At 56.4% G+C, this 23,638-nt stretch carries 23 protein-coding genes; 10 read left to right on the top strand and 13 right to left on the bottom strand.

Going from position 1 to position 23,638, the window contains the following annotated elements; genetic code table 11:
• Positions 1–151: 151 nt before the first annotated feature.
• Together C6366_RS09375 and C6366_RS09380 are read right to left on the bottom strand one after the other, a co-directional pair.
• Positions 152–1,213: a bifunctional heptose 7-phosphate kinase/heptose 1-phosphate adenyltransferase gene (locus C6366_RS09375; protein ID WP_107737329.1), complete on the bottom strand. Its 1,062-nt coding sequence runs from the start codon at positions 1,211–1,213 to the stop codon at positions 152–154.
• 82 nt (positions 1,214–1,295) lie between these two features.
• Complete coding sequence (locus C6366_RS09380) at positions 1,296–2,186, bottom strand: ParB/RepB/Spo0J family partition protein (RefSeq protein WP_107737331.1); 891 nt, start codon at positions 2,184–2,186, stop codon at positions 1,296–1,298.
• 121 nt (positions 2,187–2,307) lie between these two features.
• Here C6366_RS09380 and C6366_RS09385 point away from each other — a divergent pair, with 121 nt between their 5' ends.
• Positions 2,308–2,706, top strand: a complete 399-nt coding sequence (locus C6366_RS09385) for a hypothetical protein (RefSeq protein ID WP_107737333.1) — start codon at positions 2,308–2,310, stop codon at positions 2,704–2,706.
• 122 nt (positions 2,707–2,828) lie between these two features.
• On the opposite strand, the gene C6366_RS09390 is transcribed toward C6366_RS09385, so the two are convergent.
• The 7 genes from C6366_RS09390 to C6366_RS09420 all read right to left on the bottom strand — a co-directional run bounded on the left by C6366_RS09390 (position 2,829) and on the right by C6366_RS09420 (position 8,626).
• The gene (locus tag C6366_RS09390; RefSeq protein ID WP_107737335.1) at positions 2,829–3,644 is read right to left on the bottom strand and encodes a ParA family protein; all 816 of its coding nucleotides are present in this window, start codon (positions 3,642–3,644) and stop codon (positions 2,829–2,831) included.
• Positions 3,645–3,853: 209 nt separating this feature from the next.
• The gene (locus C6366_RS09395; RefSeq protein ID WP_107737336.1) at positions 3,854–4,150 is read right to left on the bottom strand and encodes a GAK system XXXCH domain-containing protein; all 297 of its coding nucleotides are present in this window, start codon (positions 4,148–4,150) and stop codon (positions 3,854–3,856) included.
• Positions 4,151–4,196: 46 nt separating this feature from the next.
• Complete coding sequence (locus tag C6366_RS09400) at positions 4,197–4,928, bottom strand: slipin family protein (RefSeq protein ID WP_107737338.1); 732 nt, start codon at positions 4,926–4,928, stop codon at positions 4,197–4,199.
• Between the two features lie 4 nt (positions 4,929–4,932).
• Complete coding sequence (locus C6366_RS09405) at positions 4,933–6,252, bottom strand: nodulation protein NfeD (protein WP_107737340.1); 1,320 nt, start codon at positions 6,250–6,252, stop codon at positions 4,933–4,935.
• 59 nt (positions 6,253–6,311) lie between these two features.
• Entirely contained in the window at positions 6,312–6,914 is a 603-nt protein-coding gene (locus C6366_RS09410; RefSeq protein WP_146164809.1) for a hypothetical protein, read from the bottom strand.
• A gap of 6 nt (positions 6,915–6,920) precedes the next feature.
• Positions 6,921–8,147, bottom strand: coding sequence for a bifunctional phosphopantothenoylcysteine decarboxylase/phosphopantothenate--cysteine ligase CoaBC (coaBC, locus tag C6366_RS09415; protein WP_107737344.1), 1,227 nt, complete (start codon positions 8,145–8,147; stop codon positions 6,921–6,923).
• Positions 8,144–8,626: a hypothetical protein gene (locus C6366_RS09420; RefSeq protein WP_107737346.1), complete on the bottom strand. Its 483-nt coding sequence runs from the start codon at positions 8,624–8,626 to the stop codon at positions 8,144–8,146. Before C6366_RS09420 ends, coaBC begins: the two co-directional genes overlap by 4 nt.
• A gap of 243 nt (positions 8,627–8,869) precedes the next feature.
• Between C6366_RS09420 and queA the strand changes: the two genes are divergently transcribed.
• The 6 genes from queA (at position 8,870) to aroE (ending at position 13,695) form a co-directional block, all read left to right on the top strand.
• Positions 8,870–9,988: a tRNA preQ1(34) S-adenosylmethionine ribosyltransferase-isomerase QueA gene (queA, locus tag C6366_RS09425; RefSeq protein ID WP_107737348.1), complete on the top strand. Its 1,119-nt coding sequence runs from the start codon at positions 8,870–8,872 to the stop codon at positions 9,986–9,988.
• A gap of 173 nt (positions 9,989–10,161) precedes the next feature.
• Positions 10,162–10,419 carry a 4Fe-4S dicluster domain-containing protein gene (locus tag C6366_RS09430; protein WP_107737385.1) on the top strand — a complete coding sequence of 86 codons (258 nt, stop codon included), beginning with the start codon at positions 10,162–10,164 and terminating at the stop codon, positions 10,417–10,419.
• Positions 10,403–11,476 (top strand): 3-methyl-2-oxobutanoate dehydrogenase subunit VorB, encoded by a 1,074-nt coding sequence (locus C6366_RS09435; RefSeq protein WP_107737350.1) that lies wholly within the window; start codon positions 10,403–10,405, stop codon positions 11,474–11,476. The genes C6366_RS09430 and C6366_RS09435 overlap by 17 nt, the downstream gene beginning before the upstream one ends.
• Positions 11,473–12,255, top strand: coding sequence for a thiamine pyrophosphate-dependent enzyme (locus C6366_RS09440; protein ID WP_107737352.1), 783 nt, complete (start codon positions 11,473–11,475; stop codon positions 12,253–12,255). The genes C6366_RS09435 and C6366_RS09440 overlap by 4 nt, the downstream gene beginning before the upstream one ends.
• Complete coding sequence (locus tag C6366_RS09445) at positions 12,252–12,800, top strand: 2-oxoacid:acceptor oxidoreductase family protein (RefSeq protein WP_107737354.1); 549 nt, start codon at positions 12,252–12,254, stop codon at positions 12,798–12,800. The genes C6366_RS09440 and C6366_RS09445 overlap by 4 nt, the downstream gene beginning before the upstream one ends.
• Before the next feature lie 55 nt (positions 12,801–12,855).
• Positions 12,856–13,695 (top strand): shikimate dehydrogenase, encoded by an 840-nt coding sequence (gene aroE / locus C6366_RS09450; protein WP_107737356.1) that lies wholly within the window; start codon positions 12,856–12,858, stop codon positions 13,693–13,695.
• A gap of 26 nt (positions 13,696–13,721) precedes the next feature.
• Here aroE and C6366_RS09455 read toward each other — a convergent pair whose 3' ends face one another.
• A complete protein-coding gene (locus tag C6366_RS09455) occupies positions 13,722–15,326 on the bottom strand; it encodes a lytic transglycosylase domain-containing protein (RefSeq protein ID WP_158269722.1) in 1,605 nt (534 codons plus the stop codon).
• A gap of 197 nt (positions 15,327–15,523) precedes the next feature.
• Between C6366_RS09455 and C6366_RS09460 the strand changes: the two genes are divergently transcribed.
• Positions 15,524–16,285, top strand: coding sequence for an RNA methyltransferase (locus C6366_RS09460; protein ID WP_107737387.1), 762 nt, complete (start codon positions 15,524–15,526; stop codon positions 16,283–16,285).
• 43 nt (positions 16,286–16,328) lie between these two features.
• Here the strand turns inward: C6366_RS09460 and C6366_RS09465 are convergent, their stop codons facing one another.
• Entirely contained in the window at positions 16,329–17,423 is a 1,095-nt protein-coding gene (locus C6366_RS09465) for a microcin C ABC transporter permease YejB (RefSeq protein WP_107737359.1), read from the bottom strand.
• A 67-nt stretch (positions 17,424–17,490) separates the two neighbouring features.
• On the bottom strand, positions 17,491–19,299 hold the full coding sequence (locus C6366_RS09470; RefSeq protein WP_107737361.1) for an extracellular solute-binding protein: 1,809 nt from the start codon (positions 19,297–19,299) through the stop codon (positions 17,491–17,493).
• A gap of 197 nt (positions 19,300–19,496) precedes the next feature.
• On the opposite strand from C6366_RS09470, the gene C6366_RS09475 reads away from it, so the two are divergent.
• Both C6366_RS09475 and C6366_RS09480 read left to right on the top strand, forming a co-directional pair.
• Entirely contained in the window at positions 19,497–20,255 is a 759-nt protein-coding gene (locus C6366_RS09475) for a M48 family metallopeptidase (protein ID WP_158269723.1), read from the top strand.
• A 13-nt stretch (positions 20,256–20,268) separates the two neighbouring features.
• The gene (locus C6366_RS09480) at positions 20,269–21,933 is read left to right on the top strand and encodes a hypothetical protein (protein ID WP_107737365.1); all 1,665 of its coding nucleotides are present in this window, start codon (positions 20,269–20,271) and stop codon (positions 21,931–21,933) included.
• Positions 21,934–22,290: 357 nt separating this feature from the next.
• Here the strand turns inward: C6366_RS09480 and C6366_RS09485 are convergent, their stop codons facing one another.
• Positions 22,291–23,394 (bottom strand): NADH:ubiquinone reductase (Na(+)-transporting) subunit F, encoded by a 1,104-nt coding sequence (locus tag C6366_RS09485; protein ID WP_107737367.1) that lies wholly within the window; start codon positions 23,392–23,394, stop codon positions 22,291–22,293.
• Positions 23,395–23,638: the final 244 nt, after the last annotated feature.

Below are 23,638 nucleotides of genomic sequence, written 5' to 3' on the forward strand. Positions count from 1 at the left end.
CTCAACATTGGTGCTGCACACTTGCAATTTTTACGTGTCTATCAATAGCGGTGATCTGGCTATACTATGTTTTGTCGACTACTACCTACTAACCTTTCTATGAATATTGCAAATCTAAGCAAAACCTTTCTCCTGACAACTATTTAATTTTTTAAGGTATCAAATATTGACGAATATTGATTTCCGGCCATGAAACCACGGCCTCTCGCAAGTGTTCCGGCAATACTGCCGTGGCCCCGATCTGCCCGACAACGACTCCCGCCGCGTAATTTGCCAGGAGGCAACCCGTCAAGGATTCCAATCCCGCGGCCAAGGACAAACCCAGCACGGCAATGACGGTATCCCCGGCGCCGGTCACATCATAGACCTTTCTGGCGGCTGTAGGAATGTGAACGGCTTGGTGGGGCGAACGAAACAGCAACATCCCCTTGGCCCCCAACGTGATCAACAGTTCCCGGCTTTCAAGCTCGCCCATCAGTCGCTGTCCCGCGGCGAACACGTCCTTGCTCAGGCTGTCGCCCCCCCCACCGTCGAGCCGCACAGTGCTTTCGACCCCGGCTTCCTTGGTGTTTGGGGTGAGCAGGTCGACGCCGCGATACGCGGGATAGTTCTCCGGTTTCGGATCCACGATGATCAGGAGTTCGTGGGGCATCGATTCACGGATTCTTCGCAACCTGTCCATGACCGGCCCGGAAACCAAGCCTTTGCCATAATCAGAGACGATCAGCACCCTGCACTTCTCGAGCGCCTCTCCGACGCCGTGCAGGAGGTTGTTCATGCCGTCGGCGGATGGCACGCACGCGGATTCCCGGTCAATCCGGACGATCTGTTGCTGTTGGGCGATGACTCGGGTCTTGCGGGTTGTGGGTCGTTCACATTCTTGAATGCAGCCATCCTCAATGCCGTGTTCCCGAAACATCTCGCGCATCCGCTCACCAGAGCCGTCGCCCCCCAAAAAACCGAACAAACTAGCCCGCCCTCCCAGGGCGGTAATATTTTTCGCGACATTTCCAGCTCCGCCGAGTCGATATTCCTCGTTTTCAATTCGGACGACAGGCACCGGAGCCTCCGGAGATATCCGCTCCACGGCTCCGAATATGTACTCGTCCAACATGACGTCGCCGATGATGACCACGGTGTTGCCAGCCAATTTGTCTATACTCGCGAGCAAGTCTTCCGGCTTGTAGGATGTGTTTTCGAAGGAGGAGTTCATGGCAAAATTAATAGCGAGGGCTTTGTGTAAAAAGTTCGCCACTGTACTTGAGTAGAATCTACCACTATCTTTTGGTGGAAACTCATGACGCGTCGACCCCAAGTATTTTCAATAATCTGGCCAGTTCGTCCTTTGATCCGTAGCGCATGGTCATGCTACCCTTTTCTTCCGTACCGCGAAGTTTGACCCCTCGCAGGCCGACCTCGCGAATGATCATCTCCTCGAACCTGACCATCCGCTCACTCTTAGCGATCGCTGGCATTTCTTGCTCCTGCCGAGCCTGGAACGCAAACCGCCCGTGCTCCTTCCAGTATGCGGCATGTCGCTCAGACTCTCGAACGCTGAGGTCGTCAGAGATGATTCTGTCCCGGAGCGACATTTGGCCCTCCGGATCCGTTATGCCCGCCAACACTCGACCGTGTCCGGCCGTGTAGAGCTTTTCCTGTATATCCTTTTGCATGTGCTCTGGGAGTTGCAGCAACCGCAGCAAGTTCGCGATATGGGGACGGCTGAGTCCGGTTCGTTCGGCGAGTTCGTTTTGCGTGGCTTGAAATTCGTCTTGAAGCTGCTGAAGGGCTTGAGCTTGTTCCAGTGCATTGAGATCTTCGCGTTGGACGTTCTCGATCAGTGCCAGAGCCAGGCTTTCCTTGTCCCCAAGATCCCTGATGATCGCCGGAATGTGTCGCAGCTCGGCGAGTTTGCTCGCTCTCCATCGACGTTCCCCGGCCACCAGTTCATATTCGTCCGGATGAGTTCCAGGGCGAACAAGGATCGGTTGCAAAACCCCCTGCGCCTTGATCGATGCGGCCAGTTCCTCTAGGGATTCGGTTGAAAAGTATTTACGCGGTTGATATCGATTAGCCCTCAGGCTATCCACGTTGATCATCGTCACGTCGCGCCCGTTCTGGGTTTCACCCCGCTCCGTGTCGCCCAGCAGCGCACCGAGTCCCTTACCCAGCCCCCGTACAGCCATGAACCTCCTCCTTTCACCTTGACATCGCACGTTCAAGAAGCATCTCATTGCTACGCAACATGTCGTGCAATTGTGAACCACACGGAACCATTAACGAATTTATTCGCAAAAAGGAGTCAGCATGTCCTCGAACGACATTATTCACGCCTTCGACGCCCAAGGTAAACCCCTTGGGGTCTTTATCCCGTTTGCCCTTTGGGAGCAACTGGACCAAAAAACTCGGAATGCCTTGGAACGTCCCACCGCGAAATTCCAAGAAATCAAGGAACCTATCGGCGATTGGGAAATGCTCGTTTCGTGCTGGGATTTTCCCTACCCCGTGGACACGGACGTTCATTGCCGACTCTGCGACAACCAAACACAGGACTGGCAGCAGGACAACCCACGTAAATTTCTTCTTAAGGCGGCCAACCTAGGCGGCTTGGTGTCGTTCGAATGTGCTCAATGCCAAGCTCGGATACGAAAAAACCACTTCAAAGACGCCATTGACGTGAACTGTACTCAGCCGTTTTCAGGATAATCCCAGGCAACCCACTCAGCCCGCATTTCAATATCAACGGCCCGAAGCCTTGGTCCTCACGATCAGGATCAAGCCTTCGGGCCGTGTATTTTCTCGTTCACGCAAAATATTGACAACTCACACTACAAGACGGAAAAAAAGTCGGAGCCTTGCTCCTTGATGCTTTTCCTTCTCTCATCAAGCCGAGCGAAGCATTCCTCCGCGAATTTAAGATAGGCCTGCGATCCTTTGGACTTGATATCGTAATTGATTACAGGGAGCCCATGGCTTGGCGCCTCGGACAGTCGAACGTTTCTTGGAATCGGTGTTGTAAAGACCTGACCGGGAAAATGGGTATATACCTCGGTTTCCACATCCTTGGTAAGATTACTGCGAGGGTCGTGCATGGTCAGCACCACACCCAAAAGATCCAATCTCGCATTCAGTCGCTGACGAACCAGTTTGAAAGTCCGCATCAACTGGGCCATCCCCTCCAGAGCATAAAACTCACATTGCATCGGCACGATTAAGTGTCGGGCCGCGCACAAGGCATTCACCGTCAACAATCCCAACGACGGCGGGCAGTCGATGACCACAAAGTCAAAATCGTGCTCCAGCGATTTGATGCCGTCGCGCAGATAGAATTCACGATTTTTTTTCCCAACCAATTCCAGCTCCGCGCCGACCAGATCCGACGTGGCGGGAAGCACGGACAGATATGGAAAGCTTGTCGCGTGGACGGCCTTATGGAAATCCTGTGCAGAATAATACACAGAATAAAGGTCTCCACGGTTCACGTGTTTGTCCCACCCTACTCCACTCGTGGCATTCCCTTGAGGATCACAATCAACCAGGAGGACTTTTTTTTCCATCACGGCTAAACATGCTGCGAGGTTTACGGCGGTTGTCGTTTTTCCCACCCCACCTTTTTGATTTGCAAGCACTATGACTTCAGTCACTGTATACCACCATTTGTTTTCCCGAACGCTATCCTCCCAGCGTACACGCCCGACCAAACCTGGGTTCGCAACATCGCACCACACTAGCGAGTTTGCGGAGCCGGGATTAGCCGGGCGTTCTGAAAAGAATAATAGCCGCTGAGCAGCTACGGGTGATTAACGTCTCTTGATGTAAATCAAGTCGGAGAGTTAATGTTTCACGTGAAACATTAACTCTCCGACTTGAACGACCGATGACAGAATTCTTGAGCATCTCGCAGAGCATCGAGAAGAAGCACGGCCTCTTGAACGTTTCGCTTTTTTACGACCATATGCAGTTGCCGGGTCAGGTGGAGGAAGTCTTCTGCTTCGGAATGCCATGCTTCCTGTGCATTTATGGTCATTTTTTCAGTGGCTTGCAAAAAAGAGGCGACCTCATTCAGAGCTGGCAATTCACCAGAATCTGCTGCCTGCTGTATTGCCAAAAACAACTCTTGCATTTGGTTTTTAAGCGCTGGAAAATTCATCGGATGTAGATGTGTTAGAAGGAAAATCAGGATGTGTTGTTTATACCTATGGACGATTCAATCTCAAAAAGTCAAGTGGAATAGGCAAAATAGTTGCTTGTCCCGATGCAGCCATTTCACGCATGGTTTGCAGGTAGCGCAAGGAAAGGGCTTCAGGGTTGCGTGAGATGATTTCCGCGGCCTGCGTTAACCTTTCAGCCGCCTGAAACTCACCTTCGGCGTTGATAATTTTAGCGCGCCGTTCACGTTCGGCTTCAGCCTGTTTGGCCATGGCTCGCTGCATTTCCGTAGGCAGGTCGACGTGCTTCAATTCAACACCAGAAACCTTGATGCCCCAGGCATCCGTTTGGGCATCAAGAATGGATTGTATTTGCATGTTCACTTCTTCACGCTGGGATAATATCTGATCCAGCTCAACAGCCCCGCAAACGCTGCGCAAAGTGGTTTGAGAAAGTTGTGAGGTCGCGAACAAAAAATCTTCGATGGCCAGGACGGACTTGGATGGTTCGATAACGCGGAAATATATGACTGCATTGACCTTGATGCTCACGTTGTCCTTGGTGATGACATCCTGGTGAGGGACGTCCATGGCTACGGTACGGAGGCTGGTTTTAACCATTTTATCCAAAAGGGGGATCAGGATAATCAAGCCAGGACCCTTGGTGGCGACATACCGGCCTAAACGAAAAATAACTCCTCGCTCGTATTCATTGAGAATACGGATCGCGGAGAAAAGAAAAAAAGCGACAATAAGCAGTATTGGGAGATAAGCAGTCATGAAATCAACCTCCTGACGTGTTATGTGTTGACGTTGGAATGACATGAAGAACAAGCCCGTCGACGTTTGAAACTGAGACCAAGTCGTCAGGCTGCAAAGTTAGCGGGGTGTCACTGATAGCTGTCCAGGTTTCTCCTTGTAAATGGACGATGCCTTGATCCTTAGACCAATGTTTGACCTTGGCGGTACACCCAAGGAGTTGATGAGGACCACTAAACGGCTTGCTGCGGTGGGCTTTCGCGACTAGATACAAACAGAAGCCGATAAACGCGGAAATTCCGATAGTTGTAACGATTATGCTGGTCATGGGAACTCCTCCAAACCCGTACTCGAACCGAAACAAAATTACCGACCCAAAGAAAAGAGAAATCACGGCGGCAAGGCTGAGGAGTCCGAAGCTGGAGATCATCAATTCAAGACCAAAAAGCATCAGGCCAAAGAGGATCAGCAGGAGGCCGGCGACATTGGTCGGTAGAATGGATAAAGCGTACAAACCCAGGAGCAGACAGAGACCGCCGAGAACGCCGGGAAAAATCGCGCCCGGGTTGGTCAACTCGAAAAAAATCCCAGCCAACCCACCCATTAATAGAAAATAGGCTATTTGCGGATCAAGCATCCAAGAAAGAATGGAATACCAGAGACCTGGTTGAAAATCGACGATCGCGACATCGTCGATGTTGTAATAGATTCGTTCGTTTTGCCACTCAAACCCGCGAATGCCGATTTGTTCAATAAAGTCCGGAACACTGACCGCAACGAGATCGACCACGCGGAGCATGGCAGCCTCAGTTCCGGTAAGGTTGGCGCTTTCCCTCACAGCGCTGACGTACCAATCAACGTTCCTCCCGCGACTCTGAGCTGATGCCCTAACCAAACTCAAGAAATCATTGAGGATCTTGTCCGCCATGGCCTCGGGAATATCCTCTCCACCGACACCTACGGGGCGTGCGGAACCGATGTTGGAGTTAGGACTCATCCCGGCTATGGCGGATGCGGCGACGAGAAAGACGCCAGCCGAGGCCGCTCGAGACCCGTCGGGACCTACCCAGATGGCTACAGGCAATGGCGCATTCAAAATCTGTTTGACCATGTTCCGGGTAGTCTCTCCGAGACCTCCTGGCGTGTCCAATTGAAGGACAAGCAGTTGGGCTCGTTCCTTGAAGGCATGATTCATCGCTTCCTGAAGAAGGTCTTGTTGTGCGGGATTGATGGACCCCTGAATCTTCAAAACATGGATCGGAAAGTTGTCATTGGCTGAAACAGGGGCGGAAAGGATTAAGAAAAGCGAGAGAAGAAGCAATTGGAAAAAGAGCGCATGTCTCATGAGGGGGCTCGCAGGGTAAGAAATCGATGTTGAGTCTTTATTTCTTTAAATATTCAGGATCAGGGGGTCAAGCCGCGGATGATGTCCCAAGCCGCTTTTTTGATCGGTTTGTTGTCCGGCAGCATGTCGTCAAGGCTCGGGAGTATGACATGTCTGGTCTGCGGGGAGCCTGGGGCATCGTGATGCCCGGTGTGGATAAGGTTAACGAAAAAAGCACTGATGCAGTCGCCGAAGTCGAGAATGTACTTTGGGCTAAACTCGGCGACGACGCGGACAAAAGCCGCCTCCGCGACGTCATTGGTTATCGGAGTTGGAGAATACACGGCCAACGGCCAAAAAGCCACATCCTCCAAGCACCAAGGCATGGCTTTGTCAATTATGGCATGGATCAGGCGAACGCGCTCCTCATTGGGCAGTCCACGAAAGTCATGATCAAGTGGCGCATAGGTGATGATCGCGACAATGGGTGGTTGAAGTCGCCGCCTGTAGAACATAAGGGGTTCGGGGTAAGGAGCAAGAACGGTATTCTTTGGCACCGAGGGTCGAGGCGTTGCAGATACGAAATCTCCTTCAACAAGCCTGACGATCTCCTGGGCGACACTCGGTGTTCGCAGTATGAACCGTAAACCGATTTCTCGCCAAATCCGTGTACGTTCGTCCATGGTCGATCAGGCGGAATGGTCGAGAAACCATTCAATGATGCGCATTGCAACTTCTGTTTTCGCGAGGATCGGCCAAGACTCTCTTCGTCCGCAACGGCTGATGACGTGCACTTGATTGGTGGCTGTTCCGAAACCGCTATCTGAGCGTGCCAGAGAATTGGCCACGATCAGGTCGAGTCTTTTTTCGTGGAGTTTGCGTTGCGCGTGATGAAGGATGTCGTCCGTCTCCGCGGCGAAGCCGATGATGTACTGAGAGTCCTTGCGCGTTCTTCCAATGTCCGCCAAAATATCGGGATTTTGTTCAAGGTCGAGGGAAACACGTTCACCAAGAGTGCTTTTTTTTGCCTTGTTCAGTTGCACGACTGTGGGTCGATAATCCGATACAGCCGCAGTCAGGCAAATTATGTCCATTCCCGTAGCAAGGTCGAGACAAGCTTGGTGCATTTGCCTGGCAGAGGCAACGTTCGTTGTCGGCATAAAACGAGGGAGCCAGAGATGCGGAGTCGGACCCTGGACTACGGAAACCTCGGCTCCATGCAGCCAAGCGGCCAACGCAATGGCTGCGCCCATGGTCCCGGAGGAGTCATTCGTCACCACTCGGACCGGATCCCAATATTCACGCGTTGGTCCCAGGTTGACGAGGAACCGGATTCCGGCAAGACTTTGGGGCATAAGGCCCTTCAAGGCATATAAAAAGATTTCCTCAACATCGGCCAGGCGACCTTCACCGGTTTCGCCACACGCCATCACCCCTGTTTCCGGGGAAACGATACCGACCCCTCGCTCCATCAACTTGGAAACGTTGGCCTGAACGGCTGATGAAGACCAAATACGGGGATTCATGGCCGGGGCATGGATGATGGGGCCCTTGAACGAGAACAATTGCGAGCTAAGCAGGTCGTCGCCTATGCCGCAAGCGTGTTTTGCCAGGGTATTGGCAGTGGATGGAGCGACAAGAAACAAGTGAGCGTTCTGAGCTGGTTCCAGGTGGGCGTACTCGGCTTGATTCGAGTCAAAAAGTCCTTCATAGACCGGTCCCGGGGTTAAGGACCGAAACTGTAAAGGCCGGATGAACTCCTGGGCCGCGGCGGTCAACGTCACCCCCACCAGAACATCGGCCCGCTGAAGCCGACGCATGATGTCCACGGCTCGAAAGGCGGAGACGCTGCCGGTAACGCCCAGTTGGAGGCGCTTTCCGGCAAAGCCGGTGAAATCGGTATGCGAGGTGGTCATTGAGTGAGCGTACGTTCTTGTCGGGTGGGCGGTGTGGGCGCATTACTCGCTGCCTTGGGGGCGATCCAGATTTCCATCTCGGTTGAGAAGCGGCCGTCATGGATATTGATGATGCAGTCCCGTTCCGGCTTGGTGAAAACCATGATGGTTCGTTGATAACGAAATGAGCTGCTCAAGTGCCATCCGTCCTTGAGCATGTTGTTGGTAAAAAAGGTCGTCAGCGAAACCGGGTCCACACGGCCCTTGAAAACGAGCATTCCGGCCTTTACTCCCGGGGTTTCCAGGACGAAGGAAGAGCGCGGGACCAGCTCCATGTCCCGAGGCACGAGGATGTCGTCAAAATCGTAATAATAGTTTGCCGCTCCGGACGGAGTGACGGTCGGATCAGTGTGGTCGCCGTTCCCACCGTGCTGCTTGGAAGCACAGGAAGCGACAAAGAGCAACAGACAGGCAAGCAATATACGGGTGGTGGTGTTCATTGTGGTCTCCATTAAAGTGTTGGTAGAGTGAGGTTGTTGTGCCTGAAGGGGAGCATGCATCGGCGGCAAAAGATCATGGGGTGTGCTCGTCGACGATGATTATCCCAAAAATAGAGTTTACGAAAATGTTTGCCAACGATGTTTGAAAAGTGCTCGATGCCAAGAAAGCGTTTCGTGCGAGACAATAGCAGCTTTTCTTTTGTTTTTTATCCTAGACCAAGTAAACTTGAGACTCAAGAGCCAATGACTCCTCTATCAATTTCAAGAAACATCAGTCCGACGTTTTCCCTCGATGCATACGACTACTATCTGCCGGAGTCCCTGATCGCCCAAAATCCTCCGCAATCCCGCGAAGCATCACGCCTTTTGATCATGGGAAGGGGCGACGACTTGCCGCCGGCGGTCGGTGTCTTCAATGACGTTCTAGAACACCTTCCACGAGGATCATTGATCGTGGTCAACAATTCCCGCGTGGTTCCGGGGCGACTTCGAACAGTTGGAGAGCATGGAGGCGGAATGGAACTGCTCCTTCTGACGCCACTCAATCTCTTGCGACGCGACCAACGCACCGTAGGGGCCAGGGCCGTGGCAACGAGCGACGTGCTGCTTCGTCCGGCCAAAAAGGCCAGGGTCGGCAAGGTATTGAACTTCAGCGAAATCCAGGTAACGGTTTTGGAAAAAGGCGAATTCGGGCAAACAAAAGTGGAACTGAGTTGGCCGACATATCTTTCATTGGAAGAGTTTTTACGATCAAACGGAGAAATCCCCCTCCCCCCCTACATTCGCCGTCCATCGGACCAACGAGACCTGGAACGATACCAAACCGTCTACGCCGATGAACAGGAAACCGGTTCCATCGCGGCTCCGACGGCCGGGTTGCACTTCACTCCGTTGTTGCGCGACAAGCTGATCCAGGCTGGGCATGAGTGGGCCGAAGTGACGCTCTATGTCGGATACGGCACGTTCAGCCCGATCCGCTGCGACGATATCCGTGACCACCGGATGCACGGCGAATACGTGAAAATCACCCAAGGCGCCGCGGAGGCGGTCCGCCGGGCTAAACAGGAAGGCCGGGCGATTGTCGCCGTGGGAACAACGAGCTTGCGGACATTGGAGGGCGTCGCCGCCGTCCGGGGCGGAGTGGAACCGTTTGAGGGCTGGTTGGACACGTACATCTACCCGGGATTTTCGTTTCAGGTCGTGGACGGGTTGATCACCAATTTCCATCTTCCGAAATCCAGTTTGCTGGTGTTGGTCAGCGCCTTTGCCGGTCGAGAACGGATTTTAGCCGCTTACCGAAGGGCCATGGCGGAAGGGTTTCGCTTTTTTTCATACGGAGACGCGATGTTCATTCGTCCGTGATCTTTAGCGGGCGCTCCCATTGTCGGAAAGATGAGGGGAATTGAGCCGAACGCGGGGAATGCGGCGAAGAAAGTTTTCAAGGCGACTTTTCAATCCGCCTCGGTTCGCGTAATTGCTGGAAAGCCGTCTCTACCGACGGAATATGTTCAGAGGTCCGATCTGGAGGAAAAATGATGAGACCAGTAGAGTTTCGGGAAGACCGGTGCAAGGGCTGCGCTCTGTGCATGACGGTTTGTCCCAAGGAAATCATCACCATGTCCTCGCGATTCAACACGTCCGGTTACAAGGTCGTGGAGGTGCGCGACGAGGTGGTGGAAGAGTGTACGAGTTGCGCGGCGTGCGCGCTGATCTGTCCGGACTATGCCGTATCCGTATGGCGCAAACCGGCAAAAGCCAAGAAAGGAGAGATCGCCGATGTCCACGCCGGGTGAACGAGTCTTGATCAAAGGCAACGAGGCCATTTGTCGCGGTGCCGTGGATGCCGGATGTCAGTGCTTTTTCGGATATCCCATCACGCCGCAGAACGATATTCCGGAATATATGTCCAAGGTCATGCCCAACCTTGGACGCGTGTTCGTGCAGGCTGAAAGCGAGGTGGCCGCGGCCAACATGCTCCTGGGCGCGGCGGCCTGCGGGGTGCGGGCCATGACCTCTTCGTCGAGCCCCGGAATCTCGCTGAAGCAGGAGGCCATCTCCTACATGGGCGGCACGGAGCTGCCAGCCGTGATCGTGAACATCAGCCGTGGCGGACCTGGATTGGGCGATATCGGTCCGTCCCAGGGCGATTATTATCAAGCCGTCAAGGGCGGTGGCCACGGGGACTACCGACAGCTCGTCCTGGCGCCCGGCACGGTGCAGGAGGCTTACGATCTGATCGGCAAGGCCTTTGATTTGGCCTTTGCCTACCGCAATCCCGTGATGCTCCTCGGCGACGCCATCATCGGTCAAATGATGGAGCCGGTCACCCTGGGGACTTCCAGTGGGCCGACCAGGGTCGATCAGGATTTGGGGTGGAATCTGATGGGCAAGGGCGATCGCGCTCCCCGATTACTGAAATCGCTGCATCTGACAGACGGTGCCTTAGCCGGCCACAATATTCGCCTACGCGACAAATATGCGTCCATGGAACGGGACGTGCTTTTCGAAAATTTTCTCGTGGACGACGCCGAATTGATCGTGGTCGCCTTCGGCTCCATCGGCCGCATCGCCAAGAGTACCATTCGCAAGCTACGGGCGTCCGGCAAAAAGGTCGGTCTGCATCGGCCCATCACCTTGTTTCCCTTTCCAAGCCGGGAATTGGACAAGCTGGCCTCCGGGGGCAGACGTTTTCTGACCATCGAGCACAATCTGGGGCAGATGGTGGACGATGTCCGTCTGGCGGTCAGAAAGCATGCGGATTCTGACTTTTACGGCCATATGCCCGGCAACCTGCCGACTCCGGAAGACTTTGAACAACCCATCCTTGCGGCACTGGGGGTGAACTCATGAAAAACGGTAAGGCGGCCTTCACCTTGCCCGGCGTGTTGGCGGACGTACCGACCCACTATTGTCCGGGCTGTCAACACGGCGTGGCCCAACGCCTGGTCGCGGAATGTCTGGACGAGCTTGCTCTGTCCGAAAAAGCCATCTGCATCGGTTCCATCGGGTGTTCGGTTTTCATCTACAACTACCTGATGGTGGACTGCGTGGAAGCGCCCCATGGACGCGCCCCGGCCGTGGCCACCGGCGTCAAGCGCGCCCGGCCCGAAGCTGCGGTGTTCACCTATCAGGGCGACGGGGACCTGGCCTCCATCGGCATGGCCGAAACCATGCACTGCGCCAACCGAGGGGAACGGGTGACCATCGTTTTCGTGAACAATACAGTGTACGGGATGACCGGCGGCCAGATGGCCCCCACCACCATGGTCGGGCAGCGAACCACCACTTGCCCTGGCGGTCGTTGCGCGGACAGCGAGGGCGAACCGATTAGAATGACGGAGATTATCGCCTCTCTCGGAGGGACCGCCTATGCGGCCCGTGTGGCAGTGGACTCGGTCAAGAACGTTCGAGCGGCCAAGAAGGCCGTGCGCAGGGCCTTCGAAGCGCCTCTGAACAACCTCGGGCTTGGGTTCGTGGAAATCCTGGCCACGTGCCCCACTAACTGGAAAATGACCCCGGTGCAGGCCAACAAGCGCATTGCGGAGGAACTTATCCCCTACTTTCCCTTGGGAACCTACAAGGATCTCGCTGCGCGGGAAGCTGTTGATGAGAGGGAGGTGGGACGATGAACGGATACCAAGACGTCATCGTGGCCGGATTCGGCGGCCAAGGGGTCATGCTGATCGGGACGCTTCTGGCCTACGCAGCTATGGAAGACGGGCAGAACGTGACCTATCTGCCGGTTTACGGCCCGGAAATGCGCGGTGGCACGGCGAACTGCACCGTGGTGATTTCCAAGGAGGACATTGGTTCGCCGATCATCCGTCTTCCAAAGTCGTTAATCGCCATGAACCGTCCGTCATTGGACAAATTCCAGCCTCAGGTCCTGGACGGGGGTATCGTGGTGGTCAACTCCTCCCTGGTGGACATGAAGTTGGCCGACTCGTCGCGGGTCAGGGCCGTGGGCGTGCCGGCCAACGAGATCGCGGACGGTCTCGGCAATACCAAGATGGCCAACATGGTGGCCATCGGTGCGTACGTTCAACTGACCGGCGTCGTGCCGTTGGACGTGCTCAAAGCCAGTCTGAGAAAGGTCATTTCACCGAACTACGCGAAAATGATCCCCGCCAACGAACAGGCGATTCAGGCAGGAGCCGACGCGGTCCGGGTCTGAGTCTTCGCGACGACCAAAGGGGCGGGTTTCAGACTCGCCCCAACCCTGCTCTACCATGAACACAATCAAGCCGGTCTTCATCCCCGATCACCTTTACGGAATAATCGGCTATCCGCTGGGGCACAGCTTGAGCCCCCTGCTCCACAACTGGGGCTTCCAGCACTACAATTTGAAGGCTATTTACTGTAAGTGGCCGATGCCGACCGACAGGCTGCCGGAATTTGTCGCGGCCTTGCGGACATTGTCGATTCCAGGCGTAAGCGTGACCATCCCCCACAAGCGAGCGATCATGCCGTATCTGGACGGACTGACCGCCGACGCGATGCACGCCGGAGCCGTGAATACGCTGTTCTGGCGCGACGGGGAACTCTGGGGGGACAACACGGATGTCCAGGGCTTCCTGGAGCCATTGACGGCCAGGCGGAGCCAGATCAGGACGGCGCTGGTCCTTGGTGTCGGGGGGGCGTCCAGAGCCGTGGTCTGGGGCTTGAAACGGTTCGGAGTCGAACGCGTCACGGTCTGCGGACGCAGCTCGGAAAGCACGGTATCCCTGGCTCGAGATGCTGGATGTGTTTATATTCCCTGGGAAGAACGTGGGCAATGGAGCGGAGATCTGCTGGTTAACGCCACTCCGCTGGGCATGTCCGGTAAATTCAGGGAATTAAGCCCTTGGCCCGGTAAAATCTCCAATATTCACATTGCCTACGACCTGGTCTACAATCCCCAGGAAACGTGTTTTCTCCGCCAAGCCAAGGAAGGTGGCATCCAGAGGGTCGGTGGGCTGGAAATGTTCATCGCCCAGGCCCAGGGGCAGTTTCGTCTCTGGACCAAAAAAGAACTCCCGAACGAACCCGTTCGGGAGTTGCTTTCATCCGCTCTTGGCGAGGTCGGATAGTATCGAGCCAATCGGCTCGACCCGTGTTACTGTGTAACGTAAATCTTGAGGTTGTCACCAGGGCGGATCAGCCCGTTGCGCGGTAGCTTGTTCCATGCGACCAGATTACTGGTTGTTACGCCATAACGCTGGGCTATGCGCCACAGGGTGTCGCCGCTGCGGACGCGGTACTGAACCACGTTGGTCGTGGCTGACGCCGTCCGAGTACCTGCGCGTTCGATCTGGGGAATGTACAGTCGTTGTCCAACGCGTAAGGTGGAGCCGGATGTTATGCCGTTAGCTTGAGCCAAAGTTTGGACGGTCACGCCGTGACGTCTGGCCAAGCTCCACAGCGTATCTCCGGACTGAACCACATGGTTGGCGCGCTGACTGGCCCGCTCCTGCGTGGAGGCGGCTCCTCCGGACTGACGAGCCGCGGCCACGGCGGCGGGTGATGCGGGAACCATCACGGATTCGCCGATGCGCAGCGTGTTGCTGGTTCTGTTGTTGATGCGCTTCAGGACATCGATGGGGGTGTCGAAACGGGAGGATAGGACGTACCAGGAGTCGCCCCGACGGACCTGATAGCGCTGAAATCCAGTGAACGGCGCGGAACTTGGTTTTTTCAGGTAGGCGGCGACAGCGGTTTGTTTCTCTTCCGGCACGAAAATGGTCACTTTCTTGCCGGGAGGGCTGACTTGACGGCGAAATGAGGGATTCAACTGGCGAAAGGTATCCCAATCCATTCCGCTGGTTGATGCCAGGGCTACGAGATCCGTTCCTCCAGTAATTTCTATCTCGGCCAAGCGTGGACTGTTGTTCCAGTCGATAGGGTCGAAGCCGAGTTCTTCTAGGTTTTGGATAATTTTCAAGATGGCCATGAATTTAGGGACATAGTGCCGCGTCTCATTGGCCAAGAGGTTGTTGATGCTGGCGAGGTCAAAATAATTATCCGTCCCGCTGCGCTGCATGGCCCGGGAGATACGTCCCTCACCTGCATTATACGCTGCCAAAGCCAGGTACCAGTCGTCAAACATGTTATAGAGGCGGGAAAGGTAAGCGGCGGCGGCATGGGTGGACAGACGAGGGCAGCGGCGTTGGTCGATCCACCAGTCGAACGTCATCCCGAAAGATTCACCTGTCCGAGGCATGAATTGCCACATGCCACCGGCACCTGCCCTGGAGTAAGCCATGGGGTTATAGCCACTTTCCAAAAAAGGAAGATAAATCAGGTCGTGAGGAATACCGTACTCGGCAAATATGTCACGAACTTCGGGGAGAAATTGCTCGGATCGTTTGAGCCATATCTCGAAGCGATCACGAATATCGTGGGTGAAAAAACGAAAAAAACGCTCCACATCTTTCGTTTCTTGGATATCCAGGACAAATTCAAAATCCAATGGTGCTTCTAACGCTTTTCTTTCCGCATCAGTCAGCGGATCGTCAAAGTCAACGATGATTTGTCCATATGCGTCCAAGGGTGGGTCGGGCAGAATGAATGTGTCACCGCTCTCCAGTTGCGTACTGGAGGGGATTTGCCCATCAGCGGTGATTCGGGCATCCTTGACGGTATCGGGCTCACCGATGAGAGTTGTGGGCTTCTGGTGGCCTGCGCAGGCGGTTAAAAAAAGCGAAACCGTCAATACGAGCATTGTCCTTCGTATGTTCATGCGGGGCTCCGTGGGCATGAGACTCAGGTTGGGGATGATTGCGAGGACTATCCGATCCCATTGACATTCCGTGATTTTTTTAGACATTTCACGGTTCTCTTTGTTAACAGATGTGGTCATCTAACGGAAAACATACTGAAATGCAAGATAAAATTCCAAAAAGAAAGCAGAACGACAAGATGAATCATGATATCGACGAAGATCCAGGCTGTTGGACCGTGGGACGCAAGCCTGTTCAAGAGGTTTTGTTTTCCAAACCTGAGCAGGTGGACGTTGTGTATATTCAGGACGGCGTCAGATCGCATGCCCTGGAACGAATCGTGGACGTCTGCAAGAGCCAAAAAGTCCGCTATCGCAAGGTCACTGACGCGGAGATGCGGCGTATTCATCCCGGAAATCATCAGGGCGTGCTGGCCAGGATATTTCAACCGGGCTTCACGAATATGGCCGCGGTCCTGGAGCGGACCGCGACGGCTCCCCTGCCCCTGGCCCTTGCCTTGGACCAGGTCCAGGACCCCGGAAACCTGGGGACCCTGGCCAGGACCATGGTCGCATTGGGGGGAGCGGGAATCATTTTGCCCAAAAATCGAACCGCCTTTCCCGGGGCCGTGGCCGCCAAAGCCAGCGCCGGAGCGTTGAACCGACTGCCCATCGCCCAAGTGACCAACCTGGCCAGAAGCCTGGAATACTGCGTGGACCAGGGCTGTACAGTGTACGGCACGGTGGTCGGCGACGACGCGGAAAATCTGTTCTCGTTCACCCCGACCTTCCCAGCCGTGTTGGTGCTGGGCAACGAGGACAAGGGTATCCGGCCCAATGTCCTCAAGCGATGCGACCACAAACTGTTCATCCCCATGCCGGGAGAGATGCAGTCTCTGAACGTGGCCCAGGCAGGAGCCATGGCTCTGGCCATGTTCGCCCGGGCCAAGGTTTTGAGCTGATTGGGCGTTGAACTGATCGAGTGATAAACTGACTAGGCGAGGATCATCCACGTGACTCGAAGTCGATGCGCGGGTCGATCAGGGTGTACATCAGGTCGCCTGCCAGATTGAGCAGGAGACCCAGCAGGGTAAAAATGTACAGAGTCCCGAACATCACCGGGTAGTCCCGGTTGATGGCCGCCTCGAAGCCCAGCAGGCCGAGCCCGTCCAGGGAGAAAATCACCTCGATGAGCAAGGCGCTGGTGAACAGGATGCCGATGAAGGCGCTAGGGAAACCGGCGACCACGATGAGCATGGCGTTGCGGAACACGTGGCCATAGAGCACCCGTCGTTCCGCGAGGCCCTTGGAGCGGGCCGTCATCACGTACTGCTTGTTAATCTCTTCCAGGAAGGAGTTTTTGGTGAGCATAGTCAGGCCGGCGAAACCGCCGATGACCATGGCCGCCACGGGCAGGGTCAGGTGCCAGAAATAATCCAGAACACGCAAGGGCCAGCTCAGCTCATGCCAATTCTCAGACGTCAGGCCGCGCAGAGGAAAGATGTCCAGAAAACTGCCTCCGGCGAACATCACGATAAGCAACACGGCGAACAAAAAGCCGGGAATAGCGTAGCCCACCACGACGACGGCGCTGGTGGCCACGTCGAAGGCGGACCCGTCCCGGACCGCCTTGCGAATCCCCAGAGGAATGGAGATGGCGTAGACCAACAGTGTCGTCCACAGCCCCAGGGAAATGGACACGGGCATTTTCTGGAGGATCAGCGAAACCACGGTTTGGTCGCGGTAAAAGCTCTGTCCGAAGTCGAACCGCAGGTAATTGCCCATCATCTGAACGAACCGGGTCGCCGGAGGCTGGTCGAACCCGTACATCCTCTCCAGTTCCGCGATCAGCTCCGGATCGATGCCTTGAGCCCCTCGATATCGGGATTGGTCAACTTCCGAGAGATGGGCGGCCTGCATCTCGCCCCGGTCAGTGCCGGCGAAGCGCCCCGTGGCCGCGACGTCATGGCCGCGCAGTTGCGCGATCACCCGTTCCACCGGACCGCCGGGCGCGGCCTGGATAATGATGAAGTTCAGGACCATGATTCCCAGCAGCGTGGGGATCATGAGCAGCAGTCGGCGCAGGATGTAGGCGGTCACGGCGGGTCTTCCGGCAAGGGGCGGCTAGGATGGTTCCGGGAGATTGACATGGCACTGCCGGGGCGGACTACTTCTCCCACCAGGCGTCCAAGGCCAGCCCGTATCTGGGGTTGATTTCCGGTCGGGCGAATTTGTCCCAATACGCTACGCGGAATTCACGCGAATGCCAGTGTGGGATCACGTAGTGGCCGTGGAGCAAGACCCTGTCCAGAGCCCGGGCGCGGGTGACCAGGCTGTCCCGATCCGGAGCGGCGATGACCAGGTCCACCAGTTCGTCCACCACCGGGTCACGGACCCCGGTGATGTTCCGGGAGCCGGGCGTAGCCGCCGCCTCGGAGGTCCAGAAGTCGCGCTGCTCGTTGCCCGGCGACAGGGATTGCGGAAACAGGCCTACGGTCATGTCGAAGTCAAAATCGTTCATCCGGTTCTGGTATTGGGTGGCGTCCACGGTGCGCACCCGTACGGTGATCCCCAGCCGTTCCAGGTTGCGGGCATAGGGCAGGCAAACCCGCTCAAAGACCGAATCGTTGAGCAGGATCTCAAACTCCAGGGCCTCGCCGCCTGAGGTGTAGCGCAGCTTGCGATCCCGACCGGAAATGGTCCAACCGGCCTGCTCCAAAAGGACCAAAGCCCGGCGGAGATTTTCGCGAATGTTCCCCGACCCGTCGGTGACAGGCGGCTGGAACTCCGTGGTAAAAAGGCTTTCCGGCAGAATGTCCCCGTGCGGTTCCAGCAGGGCCAGTTCCTCCGGGGAAGGCAGGCCGGAAGAGGCCAGTTCGGAGTTGGAAAAGTAGCTCGCGGTCCGGGTGTACGCGCCATGAAAAAGGTTGGCGTTGGACCATTCGAAATCAAAGACCTCGGCCAGGGCCTGCCGGACCAGGGGGTCGCGGAACATTGGGCGGCGGGTGTTGAAGGCAAATCCCTGCATGCCCGTGGGCAGTTCGTGGGGAATCTCCGCCATCACGATCCGTCCCTGACGCAGGGCCGGCCCGTCATACCCCGTGGCCCAGTTTCTGGCCACGTTTTCCTGCCGGAAGCCGTACTGCCCGGCCTTGAAGGCCTCCAGGGCCACGTTCACGTCCCGGTAATAGTCGTAGCGCATCACGTCGAAGTTGTGCCGACCGCGGTTCACGGGCAGGTCCGCGGCCCAGTAATCCTCCACCCGCTGATAGGTGATGGATCGTCCGGGCTCCACCCGGGCGATGCGGTACGGGCCGCTGCCCAAGGGGATGTCCAGGGTCGTGCGTTCAAAATCCTGATCCTGCCAATAGGCTTTGGACAGAACGGGCATCTGACCGATGATCAGCGGCAGCTCCCGGTTAACCGTTCCCCCGAAGGAAAACCGGACCTGCCGGGGGCCGATTTCCTCCGCCGAGACCACGTTGGCGTAATATGCCCGGTAGAACGGATGGCCCTTGGTCTGGAGCAGCTCCAAGGTGAAGATCACGTCCTGCACCGTGATGGGCGAACCGTCATGAAACCGAGCCTCTTCCCGCAAGGTGAAGGCCACCCAGGAGTGGTCCTCCGGGATCAGCATGCTCTCGGCGATCAGCCCGTATTCGGAAAACGGCTCGTCCTGGGACCGTTCCGTCAGGGTCTCGAAGATCATCCCCATGCCCAGAGGAGGCGTGCCGCGCAGGATAAAGGGATTCAGGCTGTCGAAGGTCCCTATGCCGGCGAGTCGCAACTCCCCGCCCTTGGGGGCGTCGGGGTTGACGTAGTCGAAGTGGGTAAAGTTCGGCGGGTACTTCAGGTCATAATGCAGGGCCAGCCCATGCCGCCAGGCCGGCTCAGCTCCGGATGAAGCGGGAGCGGCGAGGAACAGGGTTAAAGCCACAAGCAGGGCAAATCGGAAATGGAGCTGGAGTGCGGGCATGGGTCCTCGCTTTGAATGATCGATTGGCGAAGTTGGAATGGAGCGACTGGTGAGTCACGCTTTTCGAGAGAATACGGAACCATGGATACCGAAGCAAGGGGAGCCGGAAGGGAATTGAAAGAAGCAGGGTGCAGTTCATGCCGCGGTCCATGTCCATCGCGATGACACCTGGGCCGGACTGGGTTATGGTGAGGCGTATGCAGCGAGTTGAACTGGCCGACGGGCGGTCCTGTCCATACCGGATTCAGGAGTCCGACCGCGCCCGAAGAATCCGGCTCAAGCTGTCAGCCACCGAGGGCATGGTGGTTATCGTACCCGCCGGGACGGTTCCGCATCGTGACGATCTGGAGCGACTGATCCGGACCAAATCACGCTGGATCACCCGCCACCTGCACCGGTTCGCGCAGCAGGAACGTGTCGCGCAGACCTGGGATCTCGCGTTGCCGGGGCATATCCACCTGTCGGCCATTAACGAACGATGGGAGGTACGCTATGCCGACCCGGACGCGAATCAAGCGCCCATGTCGACCCGGGTGCGCGTCATGACCCAGGGCGTGCTCCGGGTTTGCGGGCCGGAGTCGGGCCGTGCCGAGGATTGCGCCCATGCGCTGCGGGCCTGGGCGCGCGCCAAGGCCGGCGCCGTGCTGCCGGCCTGGCTGGACGAACTGGCGCAAGATTTACGGATGTCCTTTTCCCGGGTCTCGATTCGCGATCAGCGAACACGCTGGGGAAGCTGCTCCCGACACGGCCGCATCAACCTGAACTGCAAACTGCTCTTCCTCCCCCGCCCCTGGACCCGCTACGTCCTGATTCACGAACTCTGTCACACTAAAATCATGAACCACGGCCCGGACTTCTGGGCACTGGTGGCCATGCATGAGCCGCAAGCCCGGCGCATCCGAACGGAAATGCGTTCGGCCTGGATGAAAATCCCGGCTTGGATGACCACAGCCTGATCTGAAGACGAAAATGCTACTGAACCTCCTGCTCTTTTGGATGTATGCTTACGTAATCCTGGCCATCGGCTTTGGATTTCTCAAATCCGTACGGCCCTGGCTGAAAAGGGAGGACGATTCGATTCACCCGGGGTTTGTTCTGCTGTTCGGTCAGTTCGCCATCGGCGTGGTCGCTTTGCTGGCGCATTTTTTCGTCGCGCTCGACCACGTTTTGCCAGTGCTGGGAATCATCTTGTTGTTCATTCTGGGGGTGAACCGACTACCGGCCATTTCCCTTTCGAACCACCTCCTTGTTCTGGGGGCATGCCTGTTGGCGATTCCCTATACGATCGGCGTTGACCCGGGGTATGACGGCGGACTGTATCATATTCCGCATCAACTGTGGCTCCGGGAAGAGAAGATTGTTTTCGGCTTGGCGAATTTTCACGGGCGGTTCGGGTTCAGTTCCTTCCAGGAATACGTGTGGGCCATGCAGTGGATCGGAGATCGGCTGAACCTGGTGGCTTTTTCCGGCGGGTTATATTTTGTTGCGTTTTTCATCTTTATCTACAGGTGGATCAGGGCTAAAGACGGTGAGATTGTCTTCCTGGTCATGGCCTTGCTGGCTACCATGGCGGTTTTTGTTCGTTTCGGCGCCACGGATGTGTTTTTCATCACCGGCTTTACGTTTATCGACAATCAGGCCGGTCTGCTCGTCATCCTGACATTCCTTTTCGGTTACCAGCTCTTACGCGATGACGGGCTCACCCCAGGTAGAGACGCCTCGGACGTCGATTTTCTTTTGTTGCTCTTTTTAGGGCTGCTGACCTTCCTTCTGAAGCTCTCAACCGTCCTCGTACTGGGCTGGGTCGGCTACGTTTCCCTGTCGCTGGGCCGACAAGGTCGGATTTCATTATCCAAGATTTGCGTTCCTTGTCTTCTGGCCTTTGGATTGATTCTGATCTGGCTCGCCAAAAATGTGATTACCACGGGATGCTTTCTTTATCCCGCGACTGGGACGTGCCTTGATCTTGCGTGGGCCGCGACGGCCAACGCCCAGGCCGATGCCCATTGGGTCACGGCTTGGGCGCGACACCCTCACTCCGGGCTATCCGCGCTGGAGTCTTGGGCATGGCTGAAAGAGTGGTGGGGTCCGACTTACGCGAAACAGTTCTTAAGGTATTTAATCGTCTGCGCGGCGCTGGTTGCGGCGGCATTATGCGTGACTCGGCTCTTCAAGCTTCCTTTAGCGCCGTCCTCGACAAAGCTGGCCGGGTTGCTGTTCGTGCTCGGGGCACTGGCCTTCTGGTTTTTGAACGCGCCGAACCCACGGTTCGGATCAGGAGCCCTTTTACTGTTTCCTCCCATCGTCGGATTGCATTTTCTCGGAAGGTTGGATGCCCCCATGCCGCACTCTCCGCGTCTTCGGTGGCTGAGAAGCATCGCGGTGGCGTTCCTCTTGGCGGGAGCTGTCTGGGGAGGCTGGAAGCACCGCCATGATGCGCCGTTTTTGTCCGGATTCGAGGTCGTGCGCGCACCCGTGCCGGAGGTGCTGGACGACCCTGTTTATGGGGTTCGGCCGGAAGTCGGCGATACGTGTTGGGCCGCGCCTCGCTGCGCTCCTTCTTCACGGCCTGAGCCGCTGGTATGGCGTGATTATCTGTTGTTTCCGGCTCCTGAAGGCCAAACCGGCGAATAAATGCGTTGCCGGGGCTCAGGGGGTTTTCGCGATGGGCGCATGAAATGCAAAAAAAGCCGCGACGTCGAATACATGAGTCGCGACTCCTTTTGTGGGTGGGACGATGTGACGTTTGTTCCGACTAACGTGTTGCCATGATGTTTCTCGTCGAGTGATTGCGGAATTTTCGTCCAAGGAGAAAAAGCTGTCACCAGGGCAAGGATGACGTTGGGATCATTGTCGCCGCGAGGATGGACGCGCATTCATTAACGCAATCCGGGAGACCATCACATGGGCATGTGATGATTCGGCGTTTTTTAAGTGTCGTGAGCTTGGCCAGATCCTGACGAGGGACGCGCCGTAAGCGGGTGGGCGTGGTTATTCGAATTTGTCGTAATAGATGTTCGTTTCCTGGAGGCCACGCTGCTTCAAGGCGTCGACGCAGGCGTCGATGAGGTTGGAGGAGCCGCAAAGATAAGCTTCGTAGGCCGTGGCGTCCGCGATGTATTTAGGCAGAACCGCGGGAATGCGACCGCGTTCGCCCTTCCATTCGGAGTTGGGGTCTTCCCTGGTCAGGCAAGGCACGTAGCGGAAGTTGGGCAGTTCCTTTTCCAGGGCGAAAAGTTCTTCTGTGAAGAACAGGTCGTCCTGGTTGCGGCCGCTGAAAAAGTAGATCGCCTCACGGTCGTCGCCGCGTTCGCGCATGTCGCGCAGAATGCTCCAGATCGGGGCCATGCCGCTGCCTCCGGCCAAAAACACCGCCGGGGCTTTGGTGTCGGAAAGCTTGAAGTCGCCGAAGGGGCCGCTCAGGTAAACTTCCCGGCCTTCCTGGAGATGGTCGAAGACCCAGGTGGTGCAGATGCCTTCCGGCACCTTGCGGATGATCACTTCCACATGGCGGCTGTCCGAGGGGATGGAGGAGACGGAGTAGGCGCGCATGACCGCGTCGCGGCCCGCGTACTCCCGAGATTCAAGCTGGATATACTGGCCGGCGGCAAATTCGATGGATTCCGGCTGGTTCAGGGCAATGCGCAGTTCCACGACGTCGTAGGTCAGCTTGCGCTTGTGGACTAACTTGCCCTGAAAGCGCTTGGCCAGAAACAGCTCGTCCGGGATGGCCAGCTTGATGTCCCGGCGGACCTTGACCTGGCAGGACAGCCGGACGTTGGCCTTGATATCTTCGGGTGTCAGGTAGGGCTCTTCCACCGGACTGACCATCCCTCCACCGTCCAGGACCTTGACCTTGCAGTAGGCGCAGCTTCCCCGTCCGCCGCAGGCCGAAGGGATGAAGATGTCGTTTTCGGCCAAGCTGGAGAGCAGCGAGGACCCGCCGGTGACGACCAGGCTTTTCTTGCCGTCGTTGATGTCCAGTGTGCAGGGGCCGTAGTTCAGGATGCGGCGTTCGGCGAAGACGAGCAGGAGGGCCAGCAGGAGGGTCGTAATGGCCAGGAAGCCGACGGCGAGACCGATGGAAGCGAGCATGGAACGTCGTGTGGATGGAGGTTGGCAGTCCGTTGAAAAAACCCAATTGCCGCGTCGCCGCAAAAAGTTCAAATTCTCACGTATGAAGAAATACGCTTCGACCTTGATTCGATTGCCAGGACGGCAAATCGAAAATGTGGCGAAGCCTCAGCCCGTGAGGGCCGGACACAGGACGTGTCCGGTAGCTTTTTTTGCTCCTTGCACTTGGGTTTTTTGAACGGACTGTGGATAAGGACTTTTTCAA

This window comes from Desulfonatronum sp. SC1, assembly GCF_003046795.1.
GTDB lineage: Bacteria > Desulfobacterota > Desulfovibrionia > Desulfovibrionales > Desulfonatronaceae > Desulfonatronum.

Coding starts and splice junctions, on each gene's coding strand:
- queA (WP_107737348.1), top strand. CDS start 8,870: ATGACTCCTCTATCAATTTCAAGAAACATCAGTCCGACGTTTTCCCTC.
- aroE (WP_107737356.1), top strand. CDS start 12,856: ATGAACACAATCAAGCCGGTCTTCATCCCCGATCACCTTTACGGAATA.
- C6366_RS09440 (WP_107737352.1), top strand. CDS start 11,473: ATGAAAAACGGTAAGGCGGCCTTCACCTTGCCCGGCGTGTTGGCGGAC.
- C6366_RS09405 (WP_107737340.1), bottom strand. CDS start 6,252: ATGAGACATGCGCTCTTTTTCCAATTGCTTCTTCTCTCGCTTTTCTTA.
- C6366_RS09460 (WP_107737387.1), top strand. CDS start 15,524: ATGAATCATGATATCGACGAAGATCCAGGCTGTTGGACCGTGGGACGC.
- C6366_RS09455 (WP_158269722.1), bottom strand. CDS start 15,326: ATGCTCGTATTGACGGTTTCGCTTTTTTTAACCGCCTGCGCAGGCCAC.
- C6366_RS09395 (WP_107737336.1), bottom strand. CDS start 4,150: ATGAATTTTCCAGCGCTTAAAAACCAAATGCAAGAGTTGTTTTTGGCA.
- C6366_RS09385 (WP_107737333.1), top strand. CDS start 2,308: ATGTCCTCGAACGACATTATTCACGCCTTCGACGCCCAAGGTAAACCC.
- C6366_RS09400 (WP_107737338.1), bottom strand. CDS start 4,928: ATGACTGCTTATCTCCCAATACTGCTTATTGTCGCTTTTTTTCTTTTC.
- C6366_RS09475 (WP_158269723.1), top strand. CDS start 19,497: ATGCAGCGAGTTGAACTGGCCGACGGGCGGTCCTGTCCATACCGGATT.
- C6366_RS09435 (WP_107737350.1), top strand. CDS start 10,403: ATGTCCACGCCGGGTGAACGAGTCTTGATCAAAGGCAACGAGGCCATT.
- C6366_RS09430 (WP_107737385.1), top strand. CDS start 10,162: ATGAGACCAGTAGAGTTTCGGGAAGACCGGTGCAAGGGCTGCGCTCTG.
- C6366_RS09445 (WP_107737354.1), top strand. CDS start 12,252: ATGAACGGATACCAAGACGTCATCGTGGCCGGATTCGGCGGCCAAGGG.
- coaBC (WP_107737344.1), bottom strand. CDS start 8,147: ATGACCACCTCGCATACCGATTTCACCGGCTTTGCCGGAAAGCGCCTC.
- C6366_RS09380 (WP_107737331.1), bottom strand. CDS start 2,186: ATGGCTGTACGGGGGCTGGGTAAGGGACTCGGTGCGCTGCTGGGCGAC.
- C6366_RS09470 (WP_107737361.1), bottom strand. CDS start 19,299: ATGCCCGCACTCCAGCTCCATTTCCGATTTGCCCTGCTTGTGGCTTTA.
- C6366_RS09410 (WP_146164809.1), bottom strand. CDS start 6,914: ATGGACGAACGTACACGGATTTGGCGAGAAATCGGTTTACGGTTCATA.
- C6366_RS09485 (WP_107737367.1), bottom strand. CDS start 23,394: ATGCTCGCTTCCATCGGTCTCGCCGTCGGCTTCCTGGCCATTACGACC.
- C6366_RS09480 (WP_107737365.1), top strand. CDS start 20,269: ATGCTACTGAACCTCCTGCTCTTTTGGATGTATGCTTACGTAATCCTG.
- C6366_RS09375 (WP_107737329.1), bottom strand. CDS start 1,213: ATGAACTCCTCCTTCGAAAACACATCCTACAAGCCGGAAGACTTGCTC.
- C6366_RS09420 (WP_107737346.1), bottom strand. CDS start 8,626: ATGAACACCACCACCCGTATATTGCTTGCCTGTCTGTTGCTCTTTGTC.